This window comes from Paracoccus homiensis, assembly GCF_900111675.1.
Taxonomy (GTDB): domain Bacteria; phylum Pseudomonadota; class Alphaproteobacteria; order Rhodobacterales; family Rhodobacteraceae; genus Paracoccus; species Paracoccus homiensis.
Genome location: NZ_FOHO01000004.1, coordinates 336,945 through 353,785, shown reverse-complemented (window position 1 = coordinate 353,785; position 16,841 = coordinate 336,945). Strand labels below are relative to the sequence as shown.

The following is a 16,841-nucleotide window of genomic DNA, read 5'->3' as shown; positions in this document are numbered from 1 at the left end:
ACAGGCATCATCGCTGAACCAATGATCCCAAATGCATGCTCAATACCATGCATCTGCAAAACCTTAACAAAGGCTTCCTCTGTCGTCATCTTCATGGCTGTTCGCTTCCTTACTTACGTTCGTCGCGGAAATGGTAGAACTGGTAGAGGCCCCATTGGCCCAGCCGCCGGAAGGGCGTCTTCCACCCTTCATGCGGCAATTCCGTGTTGAAGATCGGCAGGGCGCGGAGCGTTTCCCCCGCGACCAGTTGCGCCATGCGGCGACCCGCCATGGCCGAATACATGACCCCGTTGCCGCCATAGCCAAGCGCATAGAAGGCGCCCGGCAGATCCGGCATTCCGGTGATGCGGGGCATCATGTCATGGCTGACATCGACCCAGCCCCACCAGCTGTAGTCCAGCTCGATCCCCTTCAGGATGGGGAACTTGCGGGCCATGCCCTCGCGCAGGGCATTCAGATGCGCAGGGTTGGCGGCGTCGCGGCCGGTGATCGCGGCGCGCGATCCGATCTGCAGCCGGTTGTCGGGCAGCAGACGGTAATAGTGACGCAGCGTGCGCGTATCGGTCAGCGGCGACAGTTTCTTGATGCCGATCTCGTCCAGTTCGGACGGGCTGAGCACACGGGTCACGATGCTGTTCGACATGATCGGCATCAGCCGGTCCTTCAGCCGCGGATGCAGCGGGCGGGGCGCATAGGCCGCCGTCGCCACGGCCACCCGGCGCGCACGGACGGTGCCGCCCGGCGTGCGCAGATGGTGAATGCCATCCTTCAGCTGCCAGCCCTGCACCGGACTGTCGGGATGCACCGTCGCGCCCAGTTCGCGGGCCACGCGAAGATAACCGAAGGCCAGCTTGGCCGCGTGGATGCCGACACCGTCGGGTTCCCACATGGCGCCGTGGCCTTCCTGATCGCGGACCACGGTGTCATGCAGTTCCTGACGGTCCAGCATCCGCGCGCCATAGCCGAAGGTTTCGTTCAGCAGCTTGGTTTCGCTGACCAGTCCCGGCATGGCCGAAGCCTTGTGCGCGATGTAATAATGCCCGCCATCCTGCGGCATGCAGTCGATGGCATGATCCCGGATCAGGCCGCGGAACAGATCGAACGCCTCGACCACCTCGTCATGCAGGGCGCGGGCGGTGCCCAGACCCCAGCGCTGAATCCACTGACTGCGCTTCAACCGGCCCGAGCTGATCTGCGCCTGCCCGCCATTGCGGGTGGAACAGCCATAGGCAACGCCATTCGCCTCGAGGACGGTGGCCTTGATCCCGTGGTTCTTTGCCAGGTGGATCGCCGTCGACAGGCCGGTATAGCCCGAGCCGATCACCGCCACGTCGACATCCATGTCGCCGGTGACGGGGCCGTCATCTTCGGGGATCTGGCCTGCCGTGCCGATCCAGTAGGTCGGCGCATAATCGCTGCCCGGTCCCAGCCTGGGCGCGGTCATGGGATCATAGAACGGGTCGAACGGCACCGACCCAGCCCTTTTTTCGATTGTTTCCATGGCGTCCCTCACTTGGCAGGCACGGCGGGGCGTTGCTTGCGGATCGCCTGCTTCTCGACGATCTGGCCGTCGCGGATGCGGAACAGATCGGCGCCCTGCACTTCGATACGGGTGCCGTCGGGATTGGTGGCGTGGAAGGTCCACTGGCTGACGCCGCGGGTGCCGTCCTCGGACATGAAGTGGCTGTGATCGGCCCACTGCACGTCGGGCATCGCGGTCCAGACACCGGCAAAGGCCTTGGCGATGGCGTCCTTGCCGTCGATGCGGTTGCCGTATTCATGGTCGCCCGCGACGGTGAAGAACACGCAGTCATCGGCGAAATGGGTCATCACACCGTCGATGTCATGGCGGTTGAAGGCGTCGAAGGTGGCCTTCAGATCGTCGGCGGTCAGGGCGCGATTGGTGGTCGTGGTCATAAGCGGACTCCTTGGGTCAGTAGCCCATCAGCCGGGGCAGCCACAGGGCGATTTCCGGGAAGATGGCGATGATGAAGATTGCGGAAACAGAGGCGAGGGCGAAGGGAATGGCCCGCAGGCTGATCCGCTCGATCGAGACGCCCGAGATGCCCGAGGCGATGAACAGGTTCTCGCCCAGGGGCGGGGTCTGGAAGCCCACGGACAGGGTGCAGATCATCACGATCCCGAAATGAATCGGGTCGATCCCCATCATGTAGGCGACAGGCAGCATCACCGGGACAAGGATCATGATCGCGGCCAGCGTTTCCATGAACATGCCGATGATCAGCAGCAGCCCGATGACCATGGCCCAGATCAGATACAGGTTGTCGGTCAGCGACAGGATGCCGCCCGCGATCACCCCCGGCACGTCGTTTTCGACCAGGATGCGGCCAAAGACGGTCGCGGTGAACAGGACCAGCAACACGCGACCGGCCAGCCAGGTTGTGGTGTCCAGCGACTTGATCACCTGCCGCAGGTCCAGTTCGCGATAGATCACCCCACCGACGAACAGCGTGTAGAAGATCGCGACGATGGCGGCCTCGGTCGGCGTGAAAAAGCCCGAATAGATGCCGCCCAGGATGACCATGGGGGCCATCAGCGCCCAGAACCCATGATAGCAGGCCTTCATGACCTTGCGCAGCGACAGCGGCTCGGCCGAGCCGTGGAACCCGCGCAGCCGGCAGCGGATATAGTTGATGGTCAGCAGGCCGCCCGCCATCACCACACCCGGCAGGAAGCCGGCGATGAACAGCTTGGAAATCGAAACCGACTGGAATGCGCCATGCGCCTCGACCGCTTCGGGGGGCGGCTGCATGCCCATCGCGGAAATCCCATAGATCACCATCGGGATCGAGGGCGGGATGATGATGCCCAGACCGCCAGCCGCAGCCGTCACCGCAGCCGCGTGTCCGGGGCCATAACCCTGGCGCACCATTGCCGGGATCATCAGCATGCCGACCGCGGCCGTGGTGGCCGGGCCCGAACCCGAAATCGCGCCGAAGAACAAGCAGGCCACGACGGTTGCCGCGGACAGGCCGCCGGTGAAGGGTCCGGCAAGGCTTTCGGCGACATTGATCAGGCGGCGCGACAGGCCCGCGGCCTCCATCAGCGCACCGGCCAGAATGAAGGCAGGCAGCGCCATCAGCGGGAAGGACCCGACCGAGGACCACGCCATCTGCACCATCTTGATCGGGTTGTCGCCCAGATACAGCATCGCCGCCAGCGACGACACGCCAAGCGCCACGGTGATCGGCGCGCCAAGGATCAGAAGCCCGAAAAAGGCGCCGAACAGAATTTCGATCAGCAGGGAATCCATCAGCGATCCGCCTTCTCGAAGTTGCGCTTTTCGTCCTCGGCCAGTTCCAGCGCGGCCTGCACGCTGGCCTTGTCGGGATCTGTCGGATCGATGCCGCGCACCAGTTTCAGATAGTTCACCTGCAGGATCCGCAGCGTCATCAGCGTGAAGGCGATGGGCAGCGCCAGATAGACATAGCGCATTTCCCAGCCAAGCGTCTGGGCCTTCACAAAGGGCTTCAGGCGGCTGATGAATTCGACCGATTGCCAGACGAAGACCAGATTGAAGACGATCCAGAACGCATCGCCCACCGCCTCGACCATGCGGGCCTTGGTTCGCGGAAGCGCATTCAGGTGAAAGCCGACACGGTTATGCGCCGCGATCCGCGCAGCATAGGCGGCACCGAAATAGGCGAACCACACGAACAGGATGATCGACAGTTCCTCGATCCAGGTGATCGAGAAACCAAAGATCTGACGGGCAACGATCTGCACGAACAGCAGGGTCACGAAACAGGCCAGAAGGATGCGGCAGACGTGACTTTCGAACCTGTCGAGGAAAGACCAGAGCGCAGGCATGAGGGGCCTCCGAAAGGTGCGGCGAGACATCAGGGACTTGGCGAGGAAAAGGGGGGGATGCGCGGGCCGGGCCGCGCATCCGGTCACTCGGCCGCGGGTTCGCGACCCAGCGAGGTCAGGACATTGTCCAGAACTTCCTTGCCGCCGATCTGGTCATAGAATTTCGGCCAGACGGCTGCGGTCGCCAGATCCATGAACTCTTTCTCATCATTGGCCGGCGCACTGATTTCCATGCCACGGCTGACAAGCTCCTCGCGGATCTTCGCCTCTTCCTCGCGCAGGAAGGCGGCCGAATCCTGGGTGGCCTGCTTGCCTGCCTCAAGAACCTGTTGCTGCTCTTCCTCGGACAGGCTTTCAAACAGCGCCTCGCTGACGATCAGCGGCTCGATCGAGAAGATATAGTGCAGGTCGGTGATGTATTTCTGAACCTCGTCGAACTTCATCGCGTAGACGGTCATGTAGGGGTTGTCCTGCCCGTCCACGACCTTCTGCTGAAGCGCGGCAAAGGTTTCGCCCCAGGCCATCGGCGTCGGGTTGATGCCCCAGGCCTTGTAGGTTTCGATCATGATCTCGTTCTTGGGAACGCGGACGACCAGTCCTTTCAGATCCTCGACCGTCGACACGGGCTGTTTCGAATTGGTCAGCACGCGAAAGCCCGAATAGCCCCAGCCGATGATCCGCACGCCCGCATCTTCGATGGTCTGGTCGATCATCTGCTGGCCGACCTCGCCCTGGGTGATCGCCTCGGCGTCATCCTGGCTGAGAATCACATAGGGCAGCGTCAGCGTGCCGACCGAGGGCGAGAACGGGGTGATGTTGTTGATCGCCAGAATCGAGAAGTCCAGCGTGCCGGTCGCAGCGGCGGTCACGGTGTCCTGTTCATCGCCCAGCTGGCCGTTCAGGAACAGCTTGCCGGTCATTTCGCCGCCGGTCTTTTCTTCAAGCGCGGCGACAAAGGCCTTGCCCAGTGCTTCCTGCGTGCCGCCAGCGCCATCTCCGACCGCGATCCGGTATTCCTTGGCGGCGGCGGGGATCGCCATGGCCAAGACAAGTGCCGATCCTGTCAGAAGACGAGTCATGAATGTCATCGGTTTTTCCCTGTTGCAAATAGCCGCGTTGATCGCAGCGTGGTTTGTGCCGGGAATGTTGCAGCTTGCCGCGCTTCTGGATATGTCCAGTTGAAACTGTCGTTAGGTCCAGATGCACAGCCGTATCCCGCCCGACATCATCTTTCTGCGCAAAAGTGATGCGCCGACGCTGCAGGGGCAGCTTGCCGCCGCCATTGTGCGGGCAATTCTGGAAACCCGCGCCCGACCGGAGACGCGCCTGCCCTCAAGCCGTCACCTGGCGCAGGCGCTTGGCCTGTCGCGGATGACGGTGTCGCTGGTCTATCAGGATCTGGTGGCGCAGGGCTATCTTCAGACGATTCCGCGTTCCGGGATCGCGGTGGCGGCAACCGTGCCGCATCGCCGCCTGCGCACCGCCGAAATTCGCCAGAACGAGCATCCGCCGGACTGGCGGACATGGCTGTCGGATCACCAGATGCCGCGCCGGATCATCCGCAAGCCCGCGAACTGGCGCGATTTCCGCTATCCCTTCATCTATGGGCAGGCCGATCCCAGTCTGTTCGATCACGGGGCCTGGCGCGATTGCGCCCGCCGTGCGCTTGGCACCCGCGATTTCGGGGATCTGGCCGCCGACCGTTACGGCGCAGACGACCCGCTGCTGCTGGATTACATCTGTTCGAACACGCTGCCCCGGCGCGGAATCACCGCCCGCCCCGATGAGGTGCTTGTCACGCTTGGGGCCCAGAACGCCCTGTTTCTGGCGGTCGAGCTGCTGGCACGCGCCGACCGGCTGGCCGTGACTGAGGAACCCGGCTATCCCGATTTCGCCGAAACCCTCCGGCGCGCGCAAAGCCCGACCACTTTCATGCCGGTCGATGACCGCGGGATGCGGCCCTGCGATCTGCCAGGCAACACGCGCCTGGTGATCGCGACCCCCAGCCATCACATTCCGACGGGCGCGACCATGCCCCTGTCGCGTCGGCGCGAGATGATCGAACTGGCGGGCCACCGCGACTTTCTGATCATCGAGGACGACTATGATTTCGAGATGGCCTATCTGGCGCCCCCGGCCCCGGCCCTGAAGTCGCTGGATCAGGAAGGCCGCGTGATCTATCTGGGCAGCTTTTCCAAATCGCTGTTTCCGGGCCTGCGCATCGGTTACATGGTCGCCCCGGCGGAACTGATCGCCAAGGCCCGTGCGCTGCGGTCCATCATGCTGCGCCATCCGCCCAGCCATCTACAGCGCATCACCGCCTATTTTCTGGCCCTTGGTCACTATGATGCCCATATCGTCCGGCTGCGTCAGGCGATGAAGGAACGCCGCGCCATTCTGGAACAGGCCCTTGCCGCATCTTCGTTGAAGATCGAGGGCGCGGCCGCCTCGGGCGGGTCCAGCATCTGGCTGCGTGGTCCCGACGGGCTGGAAAGCATCGAACTGGCGGATCGGCTGACCAGGGACAGCGTGCTGATCGAACCCGGCGGCGTGTTCTTCGAGACCCCGCCCGATCCCTGCCCGCTGTTCCGTCTGGGATTCAGCTCGATCCAGGCGGCCGACATCCCGCGCGGGATCGACCTGATCGACCGCGCGGCTTTTGCCTGACGGAACGAAAACTCGCACGCGACCCCTGAAGGAATCGAACCCTCAACCTGTCGATTAGAAGTCGACTGCTCTATCCAGTTGAGCTAAGGGGCCAGGTGCGCGTGACGACGTTTAAACACTTGCCCGCGTTGGGGCAAGCGACTGTTGACACGGTCTTCTGCACGCCCTGCCCCCACGCGGTACATTGGCCGGGATCGGCGGAATGACGCAGGCTTGATCGGCACTTTGGAACCACTCTCGACCCTCGTGGTTGTGACGCCACGCAACGCCATTCTGGCAGGAGAGGAGCAGCCATGCGCCGCATTATCCAGAACACCACAGCTATCGCGGCATGTCTGTCGCTGTTGGCGCCGCATGCCGTCATGGCACAGGCGCAAGCCCCCCAAGAGGGCGAGGCACAACAGCAGCAGCAGCCCGCCGCCGACGCGCCCGAACAGATCCCCGAGGCCACGCAGCCCTGCGAGGCAGGTGCCGATTGCGACCCGGCCGCGGCACTGACCGAAAAAGCCGCCGAGGCAATGGAGGCCGAGGCAGCGCCCGCAGCCGACGCCCCCGCCACGCCTGACGCCGAGGTTGAAGCCGAAGCGATGCCAGAGGCGGACGCGGAAGCCCCCGCCACGACGGATGCCGCAGAGGCGCCCGCCCCGGTGGCGGAAGCGCCCGCCCCCACTGCCGCAGAGGCCGCGCCCGCAGAAAATGCCGAAGCCCCTGCCGCAGATGATGCTCAGGAACTGGAAGATGCACTGGCTGCGGAACTGGACCGGCAGGCTGAGCCAGAAGCTCAGGCCGAGGCGCCCTTGGCACCAGAGGCCGAAGCACCGGAACCCGCCGCCCCCATGGCCGAGGCACCGGTCGAGCCTGCCCCCGCTGAACAGGCCCCTGCAACCGACGCCGAGATGACCGAAGCCCCCGAGGCCGCGGAAGACCCGGCCGCGGATGATCTGGGTGCGGCGCTGGCCGAAGAAGCCCAGCAGGACCAGCCCGAAACGGCAGCCCCGGACGCACAGGCAGAGACCCCGGCCCAGCCCGAAGTGACCGACGCTCAGCCCGCCCCGGCCGAGGCAGACGCCCCTGCGCAGACCGAGACGGCGGCCCCGACCGAAGAACCCAGCCTTGAAGAGGCACTGGCCGCAGAAGCAGCCGCAAATTCGGATCAGACCAAGCCCGCCGCAAAGCCGCAACAGCAGCAAGACCCGGCGCCGAAACCGACCCAGCAACAGGCGGCTGAGCAGCAGGCGCCGGAACAGGGCGCAACCGAAACCGAGGCCGCAACCGAAGCCGCCAACAACACCCAGGCACCCACCGCAGCCGCGCTGGACGACGAGGCCGGCGGCGAGGTCACCGAGGAACAGGTGACCGAGGAAAACAGCCGCTCGTCGGGCGAGGATTTCACCGCAAATCTGCGCGATGCGCTGGCCGGTGCCGCAAATCAGCAGCAGGCCACGCGCGAAGATGACGATGACGACAATGATCTGACCAAGGCCCTGCTGCTGGGTCTGGGTGGGGTCGCCGTCGGCGCGATGCTGAACAACAACCGTCAGGTCGAGCTCAGCACCCCCGACCGCGTGGTCGTGACCCGTCAGGACGGCAGCCGCCAGGTCATCAAGGATGAGGTCGCGTTGCTGCGTCAGCCCGGCTCGACCGTATCGACCGAGAATTTCGACGACGGCTCGTCGCGCACGGTGGTGACCCGCGCCGATGGCAGCAAGGTCGTCACGATCCGTGACGCCGATCTGCGCGTCCTGCGCCGGACGCTTGTTTCGGCAGACGGTCAATCGGTCCGCCTGATCGACGACACCACGGCAGAGCCAGTCGACATCGCCCAGTTGCCCGCCCCGGCACAGACCAGTGCAGTTTCGGCCACGCAACTGAACGAGCAGGACCTGCGCGACGCCTTGCTGCGGGAATCGCAGGTGGATCGCCGCTTTACGCTGGCGCAGATCCGCGACATCCCGCAGGTCCGTTCGCTGGTGGCGCCGGTCGATATCGATGCGGTGACATTCGAAACCGGCTCGGCGGCGATCAAGTCGGACCAGGCCAAGGAACTGTCGAATCTGGGCAATGTCATCCGTGACGCCGTCGCCCAGAACCCGCGCGAAATCTTTCTGATCGAGGGTCATACCGACACCGTCGGTTCGGACGCGGCGAACCTTGCCTTGTCGGACCGCCGGGCCGAATCCGTGGCGCTGGCCCTGACCGAATATTTCGACGTGCCGCCGGAAAACATGGTGGTGCAGGGCTATGGCGAACAGTTCCCGAAAATCCGCCAGGAAGGTGATATCCGCGAAAACCGCCGCGCTGCGGTGCGTCGCATCACCGATCTGATGCAGACTGCCCAGAACTGATCCCGGCCCCAAGGCCCGTTTTGCCTGCCGCGCCCCCGCGCGTCAGGCATTTCAATATCCGGCGTGGCTTGACCTTCCCTGCGACAGGCGCTCAGGGTCGGGGCATGTTCGGCTTTCGTGACATTGACATCATCCGCGCCATCGTGCGCCATGGCGGCTTTCGTGCGGCATCGGACGCGACGGGGCTGGCGCAATCGGCGATCTCGCGTCGCGTGCGTCATCTGGAAAGCCGGATGCGCATCACCATCTTCGAACGCGACGGACGCGGCGTGCGGCTGACCGCCCCCGGCCGCCGCTTGGTCGAAGAGGCCGAGATCCTCATCGCCCAACGCGACCGCATTCTGGACGAACTGACACAGGGCGTCATGGCAGGGGTCGTGCGACTGGGCGTGGCCGAGACGATGACGCATACCATCCTGCCCCGCCTGCTGACGGATCTGCGCGCCCGCCACCCGCTGTTGCGCTTCGAGATTTCCGTCGACACCTCGGAACAGATGGCGCAGATGCTGACCGATGACGTGCTGGATGTGGCGATCCTGCTGCGCGATCAGGCACCGCGCGGAGTGCATCTGTCGCCCTTGCCGCCGGTGACGCTTGGCTGGTTCGCCGCACCCGCGCATTTTTCCCTGCCCCACCCGGCGGGCATCGACGATCTTGCCGCGCAGCCGATCGTGTCCTTTCCGAAATCGACCCTGCCCCACCGGCGGGTTCTGGACCTGCTGTCGCCGGGGCGCAGGCAGGCGGTGGCGGTGCACGGGTCGGCCTCGCTGGCGACGGTGCTGCATCTGGTCGGGCAGGGTTTCGGCATCGGAACGATCCCACACGACATCGTCCGCGCCTGGCCCCATGTCGGCATCGAGGAGATCCCGACGCGCGAGGCCGCCCGCCTGCCCGACCTGGATTTCGCGATCTGTTTCATGCCCGAGCGGAACGAGGATATCGGCCGCGAGGTGACCCGCGCCGCGCTGGATGCCGCCGCCCACTGATCGCGCTGCGCGATCAGTAATGGGCATGAATGAACTATTGATAAGATATGACGGTTTGCTGAATCCTGTTCGGAACCCAGCAGGAGAACCGCAATGACCATCGCCGCCCCCATTCTGCATGACCCGCGACTGCTTCGGGCGCAGATCCGCGGGGGCGGCTTCGACGGTCCCACGGCGGGGCATGGCGGCGATGCGCTGCAGGCGAACCTCGTGATCCTGCGCGGCAGCGATGCCGCCGATTTCCTGCGCTTCTGCCAGTCGAACCCGCGCCCCTGCCCGCTGCTGGCGGTGGGCGAACCGGGCGATCCCGCGCTGCCCACGCTTGGGGACGGGATCGATCTGCGCCACGACCTGCCGCGATACCGCATCTGGCGCGACGGGGAACTGGTGGCCGAGCCGACCGACATCGCCGATCTGTGGCAGGACGACATGGTGTCCTTCGCGCTCGGCTGCTCCTTCAGCTTCGAGGATGCGCTGACCCGCGCGGGCATTCCCGTCCGCCATCAGGATGCGGGCCGCAACGTGCCGATGTATCGCACCAGCCTGCCGACGCGCCCCGCCGGACGCTTCGGCGGGCCGGTCGTCGTCAGCATGCGCGCCATGCCCGCCGCCGACGTGATCGAGGCCGTGCAGATCTGCGCGCGGATGCCCCTGGCGCATGGCGCGCCGATCCACCTGGGCGATCCCTCGCGCATCGGGATCGCGGATATCCACGCGCCCGATTACGGCGACGCGCCCGATATCCGCGACGGCGACATCCCGGTCTTCTGGGCCTGCGGCGTCACCCCGCAGGCCGCCATCGCCAGCGCCCGCCCCGCGCTGGCGATCACGCACGCCCCCGGCCACATGCTGGTCACCGACATTCCGGCAGACCGCGCAGAGATGCGGCTGACCGGCGTCTACCTATAAGAACCAACAGGAGAGATGACATGAAACGCACGACGCTTGCCCTTCTGGCCAGCACCGCCCTGATGGCGACCCCGACCCTGGCCGAGGAACTGGCCATCGTCGGCAGCTGGTCGAACCTGCCGCTGTATCAGGACTTCGAGACCCCCTTCTGGACCGAGAAGCTGCCCGAGCTGACCGACGGTGAATTCACCGCGCAGCTGACCAGCTTCGACCAGATGGGCATCGCCGGATCCGACGTCTACCGGATGCTGGGCGACGGCGTCTTCGACGTGGGCGCGACGGTGGCCGATTACACCGTGGGCGACGCGCCCGAGCTGGAAGGCTTGGACGTGCCGCTGGTCGCGACCACCCCCGCCCAGGCGCAGGCCATGGTCGAGGCCGCCCGCCCGATGGTCGACGACATCATGCGCGACCGCTTCGGCGCCGAGGTGCTGGGCATCGCGCCCTATCCGCCGCAGGTCGTCTTCTGCAAGGGCGAGGTGGCCTCGCTTGCCGATCTGGAGGGCAAGAAGGTGCGCGGCTCGGGCCGCATGACGACGAAATTCCTCGAGGCGCTTGGCGCCGAGGGCATCAACATCGCCTTCTCCGAGGTGCCGGGATCGCTGGAACGAGGCGTGATCGACTGCGCGGTGACCGGCGCGGGCTCGGGCTATTCCGCGGGCTGGTGGGAAGTGTCCGACACGCTGATGACCATTCCGCTTGGCGGCTGGGACGCGGTCGTGATCGCAATGAACGCCGACCGCTTCGACGGTTTCAGCGAAGACCAGCAGGCGACGCTGAAATCCGCCGTGGCCGAAGGGCTGGAGGCCCCCGCATGGGCCGCAGCCGAGGGCGGTCTGGACAATGACATCGCCTGCCTGACCGGCACCGGCGACTGCGCCTCGGGCGAGGCGGCCTCGATGACGCTGGTCGAACCGAGCGAGGCCGATGTCGAAACCGCGCGCGAGATCCTGACCACCGAAGTCCTGCCCGACTGGGCGGAACGCGCGGGCGGGGACTGGGCCACGCGCTGGAACGAGACCGTCGGCCAGGCCGTCGGCGTGACGATCCAGTAAGCCGGGACCACCGCCATGACAGATGCATTGCATGGCGCGCTTCGGCGCGCCAACCGTATCGTCGCGCTGATCCTCGGGGTCGCGCTGCTGCTGACCGTCGCCTTCATCCTGACAGACGTGATCCTGCGCAAATTCGGCTGGGGATCGCTTGGCGGCTCGGACGAGGTGTCGGGCTATGTCATGGCGGCCGTCGCAAGCTGGGGCCTGGCCTGCGCGCTGCTGGACCGCGCGCATGTCCGCATCGACGTGCTGCGCCAGAAGCTGGCGCAGCCTTCGCAGGCGGCGATGGACATCTTCGCCATGATCGTCACCAACGGTGTCGTGCTGCTGATCGCGTGGCATTGCTGGCCGGTGCTGCAAAAGACGCTGGAACGCGGATCGCGGGCCAATACCCCGCTGGAAACGCCCTTGTGGATCCCGCAGGGCATCTGGTTCTCGGGCTGGCTGTGGTTCGCGCTGTCGGCGACGCTGCTGTCGCTGATCGGCATCGCGCACCTGGCCAAGGGCCGCCGCGCTGAATTCGACGCCGCCATCGGCATGGGATCGGAGCTGCAGGAATGATCTGGACCGTCGCGATTTCCCTTCTGGGCCTGATGGCCCTGTCGATCCCCGTCGGCATCGTCCTGTTCATCCTGGGCATCGGCGTGGGCGAATTCTATTCCGCCTTCCCGTTGCTGCGCGGGCTGGGACAGGTGATCTGGTCGGCGTCGAACTCCTCGACCCTGATCGCCATTCCGCTGTTCGTCCTGCTGGGCGAGATCCTGGTGCGCGGGGGCGTCGCCGAACGCACCTATGCGGCGCTGGACAAGTGGCTGTCCTGGCTGCCGGGCGGGCTGGTCCATGCCAATATCGCGACCGCGACGATGTTCTCGGCCACGTCGGGATCGTCGGTGGCGACCGCCGCGACCGTGGCCACCGTCGCCATGCCGCAGGCCGAGAAGCTGAACTACGATCCGCGCCTGTTTTCCGGCGCGATCGCGGCGGGCGGCACGCTTGGCATCCTGATCCCGCCCTCGATCAACCTGATCGTCTATGGCTTCCTGACGGAAACCTCGATCCCGCGCCTGTTCTCGGCAGGGCTGATCCCGGGGCTGCTGATGGCGCTGGCCTTCATCGCCGTCACCGCCGCGATCTGCCTTGCGCGCCCGCATCTGGGCGGGCCGTCGCGCAGCTTCGGCTGGTCCGAACGCGCGAATAGCCTGGTCCAGCTGGTGCCGATCATCCTGCTGTTCGCGGTGGTCATCGGCTCGATCTATGCGGGCTGGGCCACGCCCACCGAAAGCGCCGCGATCGGCGTCGTCATGGCCGGGCTGATCGCGATCTTCCTGGGCGACGGTCTGGGTCCGCGCGCGATGGCACAGGCGCTACACGGCACGATCCGCATTTCCGCGATGATCATGCTGGTCGTGGCGGGCGCGTCCTTCCTGAACTTCGCCATGACCTCGGCGGGGCTGGGACGGCAGCTGACCGAGATGATCGAGGGATCGGGCCTGTCCCCCTTCGGCACGCTGCTGCTGGTCATCGCGCTGTACCTGGTGCTGGGCTTCTTCATCGAGACGCTGTCGCTGATGGTCGCGACCATCCCCATCGTCGTGCCGATCATGGCGGGGCTGGGCTATGACAAGGTCTGGTTCGGCGTCCTGATGATCGTCCTGATCGAGATGGCGCTGATCACCCCGCCCGTCGGCCTGAACCTGTTCGTGGTGCAAGGCGCGCGAAAAAGCGGCTCGATCAACGATGTCATCATGGGCGCGATCCCCTATGTGCTGGTCATGATCTGCATGATCGCGGCGCTGATCGCCCTGCCGGGGCTGGCCCTGTGGCTGCCCTCGATTCTGTAGCAAAGGACTGACTTCATGCAATTCACCGTCGACGGAACGGCGCTGGACCTGACGCCCGCGAACCTGATCATCGCGGGCTGGACGGGCCGCAACCAGGACGCCATCCAGCACCATATCGACGAGCTGGCCGAACTGGGGGTCAAGCCGCCCTCGGCCACGCCGCTGTTCTATCGCGTGTCCGCGTCGCTGCTGACCACCGCGGACGAAATTCAGGCCGTGGGCCCGGCATCCTCGGGCGAGGTCGAACCGATGATCGTGCAGGACGGCACCCGCCGCTGGCTGGGGCTGGGGTCGGACCATACCGACCGTGCGCTCGAGGCGCATTCGGTCGCCATGTCGAAGCAGGTCTGCGCCAAGCCTTGCGCAGCGCAGCTGTGGGACTGGGACGGGATCGCCGACCGGCTCGAGGATCTGGTGCTGGAAAGCTGGGTCCACGAGGACGGCGACTGGGTCGAATACCAGAAGGGCACGGCGGCCTCGATCCGGCCGCTGGCCGATCTGATCGACGGCGCAGGGTTCGACGATCTTGCCAAGGACGGCCCCGTCGCGATGATGTGCGGCACCTTCGGCGCGATCGGCGGCGTGCGTCCGGCGGGCCGGTTCCGGATGCGCATGACCGACCCCGCGACGGGGCGCAGCATCGCGCATGAATACGCCACGACCACCCTGCCCGATATTGCCTGACCCCTGCCATGACCGCTTCGCTGACCTCTGACATCCTGCCCGCCGGTCCAGACGGAGTTCTGGTCCGGTTCGCGCTGCGCCCCGATCCCGTTGCGATGACGGCGGCGCAGGTTCTGGCCCGCGGCCTGCAGGATCATCCCCCCGCTGGCGTGGTCGAGATCGCGCCGGGTCTGGTATCCGTCCTGCTGCGTTTCGATCCGGCCCGCACCGACCGTGCCCGGCTGGCAGCGCGACTGGGGCCGCAGGCAAGCGCGATTGCGGCGGACCCGCCGCCGCAGCCCGCCCCGCTGCGGCGCTGGACCATCCCGGCGGTCTTTGGCGGCCAGCATGGCCCGCAACTGGCCGAGGTTGCGCGGATGGCCGGGATCGACGAACAGCAGGCCATCCAGACCATCTGCGGCAGCGACCTGAACGTGCTGACCATCGGCTTTGCGCCCGGTCAGCCCTATATCGGGCTTCTGCCGCAGGCATGGGACATTCCGCGCATGTCGGAACTGAACCCGCGCGTGCCTGCCGGGGCGGTCGTGGTCGCCGTGCGCCAGATCGTGATGTTCAGCGCCGAATCCGCGACCGGCTGGCGACAGGTGGCGCAAAGCGCCTTTCGCAATTTCGATCCAGACCGCAATACGCCAATGCCGCTGCTGGCGGGGGATGCGATCCGCTACACCCCCGTCACGGCGGACCGGCTGCGCGAACTGGCCGCCGCGCCCGACGGGCTTGGCGGCGCGACATTGGAGGTGCTGGCATGACCACCCTGCGGATCGACCGCGCCGATGGTATCCTGACCGTGCAGGACATGGGCCGCGAAGGCTATCTGGGGCAGGGCCTGTCGCGCGGAGGGGCGATGGACCGCCTTGCCCTGATCGAAGCTGCCGCGCTGCTGGACCTGCCCGCGCCTTTGGCCGGGATCGAGATGGCGGGCGCGGGGGGGCTGTTTTCCGTCACCGCGCCCACACGGGTCGCGCTGACCGGCGCAGCGATGTTGGCGACGCTGGACGATGCGCCGCTGCGCTGGCAGGCCAGCCACCTGATCCTGCCGGGTCAGAAACTGCGCATCGGCGCGGTACAATCGGGCGTCTATGGTTATCTGACCCCGGCAGGCGGGATCGACACGCCGCCGATGCTGGGCAGTCGCGCCGCACATCTTTCCGCAGGGCTGGGCGCATTCCTGACCGCGGGCGACACGCTGCCCTGCGCCCCGGACCCCGACCCCGACGCCCCGCCTCGCGTGATCGAGGTGGCGGGCCGCTTCAACGGTGGCACGCTGCGCGTGGCGGACGGGCCGCAGACCGGGCTTTTCGACGATGACGTGTTGCAGGCCTTTTACGACACGCCGTTCACCCGCGCCCCGCGCGGCAATCGACAGGGGATCCAACTGGATGCCAAGCCCCGCTTTACCAGCGATCATGCGGCGGGGCTGGCCTCGGACATGATCGGGCCGGGCGATCTGCAAATGACCGGCGACGGGCTGCCCTATGTGCTGATGGCCGAATGTCAGACCATGGGCGGCTATCCTCGGATCGGGCAGATCATTCCCGCGGATCTGCCGCGCATGGCACAGGCCGCACCGGGCGCGATGCTGCGATTTCAACGGCTGACACAGGATCAGGCCGATGCGCTATGGCGCAGCGACGCCGATCTGCTGCACGAGGCGGCAGCCCGTTGCCACAACCTGATCCGCGACCCCTCGACCATCGCGGATCTTCTGTCCTATCAATTGGTTGGCGGTGTGACCGCCGGGCGCGAACTGGAGGAGTGCCGATGCAGGTCGATCTGAATTCCGACATGGGCGAAAGCTTTGGCCCCTGGACGATGGGCGACGACCGGGCGCTGCTGGATGTCGTGACCTCGGCCAATATCGCCTGCGGCTTTCACGCCGGCGACCCCGATGTGATGGCGCGGACCATGCGACAGGCGGCGGACAAGGGCGTCGGCATCGGGGCGCATCCGGGTTTTCACGACCTTCAGGGCTTTGGCCGCCGCCGGATCAACCTGTCGGCCGAGGAACTGGGCAACATGGTCGCCTATCAACTGGGCGCGGCGCAGGGCATTGCGCGGTCGCTTGGCACGCAGGTTCGTCACCTGAAGCTGCATGGCGCGTTGTCGAACATGGCGACCGACGACCCGGCCATCGCGCGCGCCTGCTATCAGGCCGCGCTGCGTGTCGATCCGCAGATCATCATCGTCGCGCTTGCGGGAACCCGGATGGAGGCCGTGGCCCGCGAACTGGGCGCGACCGTCGCCGCCGAAATCTTTGCCGACCGGGCCTATGAGGACGACGCCTCGCTGGTCGACCGCAGCAAACCCGGCGCGGTTCTGCACGATCCGGCGCAGGCCGCAGGGCGCATGATCGCGATGCTGCGCGACGGGGCCATCCACACGCTTGGCGGCAAGCGTATCCCCTGCCGCATCGATACGATCTGCGTGCATGGCGACACGGCCGAGGCCGTCGCCATGGCAACCGCCCTGCGCCGGGATCTGGAACAGGGCGGGATCGCGGTGCGGCGCTTTGGCTGACGCGGT

16 protein-coding genes and 1 tRNA gene are annotated in these 16,841 nt (G+C 66.1%); 11 read left to right on the top strand and 6 right to left on the bottom strand.

The features are described 5' to 3' along the window. Positions 1 to 109: 109 nt before the first annotated feature. The 5 genes from BMX67_RS08405 to BMX67_RS08385 all read right to left on the bottom strand — a co-directional run bounded on the left by BMX67_RS08405 (position 110) and on the right by BMX67_RS08385 (position 4,919). Complete coding sequence (locus BMX67_RS08405; protein ID WP_090734016.1) at positions 110 to 1,501, bottom strand: NAD(P)/FAD-dependent oxidoreductase; 1,392 nt, start codon at positions 1,499 to 1,501, stop codon at positions 110 to 112. An 8-nt stretch (positions 1,502 to 1,509) separates the two neighbouring features. After that, entirely contained in the window at positions 1,510 to 1,917 is a 408-nt protein-coding gene (locus BMX67_RS08400) for a nuclear transport factor 2 family protein (RefSeq protein ID WP_090734015.1), read from the bottom strand. A 16-nt stretch (positions 1,918 to 1,933) separates the two neighbouring features. After that, positions 1,934 to 3,274 carry a TRAP transporter large permease gene (locus BMX67_RS08395; protein WP_090734013.1) on the bottom strand — a complete coding sequence of 447 codons (1,341 nt, stop codon included), beginning with the start codon at positions 3,272 to 3,274 and terminating at the stop codon, positions 1,934 to 1,936. Next, positions 3,274 to 3,831 carry a TRAP transporter small permease gene (locus tag BMX67_RS08390; protein ID WP_090734012.1) on the bottom strand — a complete coding sequence of 186 codons (558 nt, stop codon included), beginning with the start codon at positions 3,829 to 3,831 and terminating at the stop codon, positions 3,274 to 3,276. The genes BMX67_RS08395 and BMX67_RS08390 overlap by 1 nt, the downstream gene beginning before the upstream one ends. 83 nt (positions 3,832 to 3,914) lie before the next feature. Further along, complete coding sequence (locus BMX67_RS08385; RefSeq protein WP_090734010.1) at positions 3,915 to 4,919, bottom strand: TRAP transporter substrate-binding protein; 1,005 nt, start codon at positions 4,917 to 4,919, stop codon at positions 3,915 to 3,917. Positions 4,920 to 5,031: 112 nt separating this feature from the next. Here BMX67_RS08385 and pdxR point away from each other — a divergent pair, with 112 nt between their 5' ends. Then, positions 5,032 to 6,498: a MocR-like pyridoxine biosynthesis transcription factor PdxR gene (gene pdxR, locus BMX67_RS08380; protein ID WP_090734008.1), complete on the top strand. Its 1,467-nt coding sequence runs from the start codon at positions 5,032 to 5,034 to the stop codon at positions 6,496 to 6,498. 19 nt (positions 6,499 to 6,517) lie between these two features. Here the strand turns inward: pdxR and BMX67_RS08375 are convergent. Then, positions 6,518 to 6,591 (bottom strand) — tRNA-Arg (locus BMX67_RS08375). Positions 6,592 to 6,791: 200 nt separating this feature from the next. Between BMX67_RS08375 and BMX67_RS08370 the strand changes: the two genes are divergently transcribed. From BMX67_RS08370 to BMX67_RS08325, 10 genes are all read left to right on the top strand, one after another. Continuing rightward, positions 6,792 to 8,843 (top strand): OmpA family protein, encoded by a 2,052-nt coding sequence (locus tag BMX67_RS08370; RefSeq protein ID WP_090734006.1) that lies wholly within the window; start codon positions 6,792 to 6,794, stop codon positions 8,841 to 8,843. Between the two features lie 104 nt (positions 8,844 to 8,947). Beyond that, positions 8,948 to 9,829 carry a LysR family transcriptional regulator gene (locus tag BMX67_RS08365; RefSeq protein WP_090734005.1) on the top strand — a complete coding sequence of 294 codons (882 nt, stop codon included), beginning with the start codon at positions 8,948 to 8,950 and terminating at the stop codon, positions 9,827 to 9,829. 93 nt (positions 9,830 to 9,922) lie between these two features. Continuing rightward, entirely contained in the window at positions 9,923 to 10,738 is an 816-nt protein-coding gene (locus BMX67_RS08360) for a putative hydro-lyase (RefSeq protein ID WP_090734003.1), read from the top strand. Between the two features lie 20 nt (positions 10,739 to 10,758). After that, positions 10,759 to 11,793, top strand: coding sequence for a TRAP transporter substrate-binding protein (locus tag BMX67_RS08355; RefSeq protein ID WP_090734002.1), 1,035 nt, complete (start codon positions 10,759 to 10,761; stop codon positions 11,791 to 11,793). A 15-nt stretch (positions 11,794 to 11,808) separates the two neighbouring features. Further along, positions 11,809 to 12,354, top strand: coding sequence for a TRAP transporter small permease subunit (locus BMX67_RS08350; RefSeq protein ID WP_090734000.1), 546 nt, complete (start codon positions 11,809 to 11,811; stop codon positions 12,352 to 12,354). Then, positions 12,351 to 13,634: a TRAP transporter large permease gene (locus BMX67_RS08345; protein ID WP_090733999.1), complete on the top strand. Its 1,284-nt coding sequence runs from the start codon at positions 12,351 to 12,353 to the stop codon at positions 13,632 to 13,634. Before BMX67_RS08350 ends, BMX67_RS08345 begins: the two co-directional genes overlap by 4 nt. 15 nt (positions 13,635 to 13,649) lie before the next feature. Next, positions 13,650 to 14,318 (top strand): DUF2848 domain-containing protein, encoded by a 669-nt coding sequence (locus BMX67_RS08340; protein ID WP_090733998.1) that lies wholly within the window; start codon positions 13,650 to 13,652, stop codon positions 14,316 to 14,318. An 8-nt stretch (positions 14,319 to 14,326) separates the two neighbouring features. Next, positions 14,327 to 15,067: a 5-oxoprolinase subunit B family protein gene (locus BMX67_RS08335; RefSeq protein ID WP_090733996.1), complete on the top strand. Its 741-nt coding sequence runs from the start codon at positions 14,327 to 14,329 to the stop codon at positions 15,065 to 15,067. Beyond that, the gene (locus tag BMX67_RS08330) at positions 15,064 to 16,095 is read left to right on the top strand and encodes a 5-oxoprolinase subunit C family protein (protein ID WP_090733994.1); all 1,032 of its coding nucleotides are present in this window, start codon (positions 15,064 to 15,066) and stop codon (positions 16,093 to 16,095) included. The genes BMX67_RS08335 and BMX67_RS08330 overlap by 4 nt, the downstream gene beginning before the upstream one ends. After that, positions 16,074 to 16,835 (top strand): LamB/YcsF family protein, encoded by a 762-nt coding sequence (locus BMX67_RS08325; RefSeq protein ID WP_090733992.1) that lies wholly within the window; start codon positions 16,074 to 16,076, stop codon positions 16,833 to 16,835. Before BMX67_RS08330 ends, BMX67_RS08325 begins: the two co-directional genes overlap by 22 nt. Positions 16,836 to 16,841: the final 6 nt, after the last annotated feature.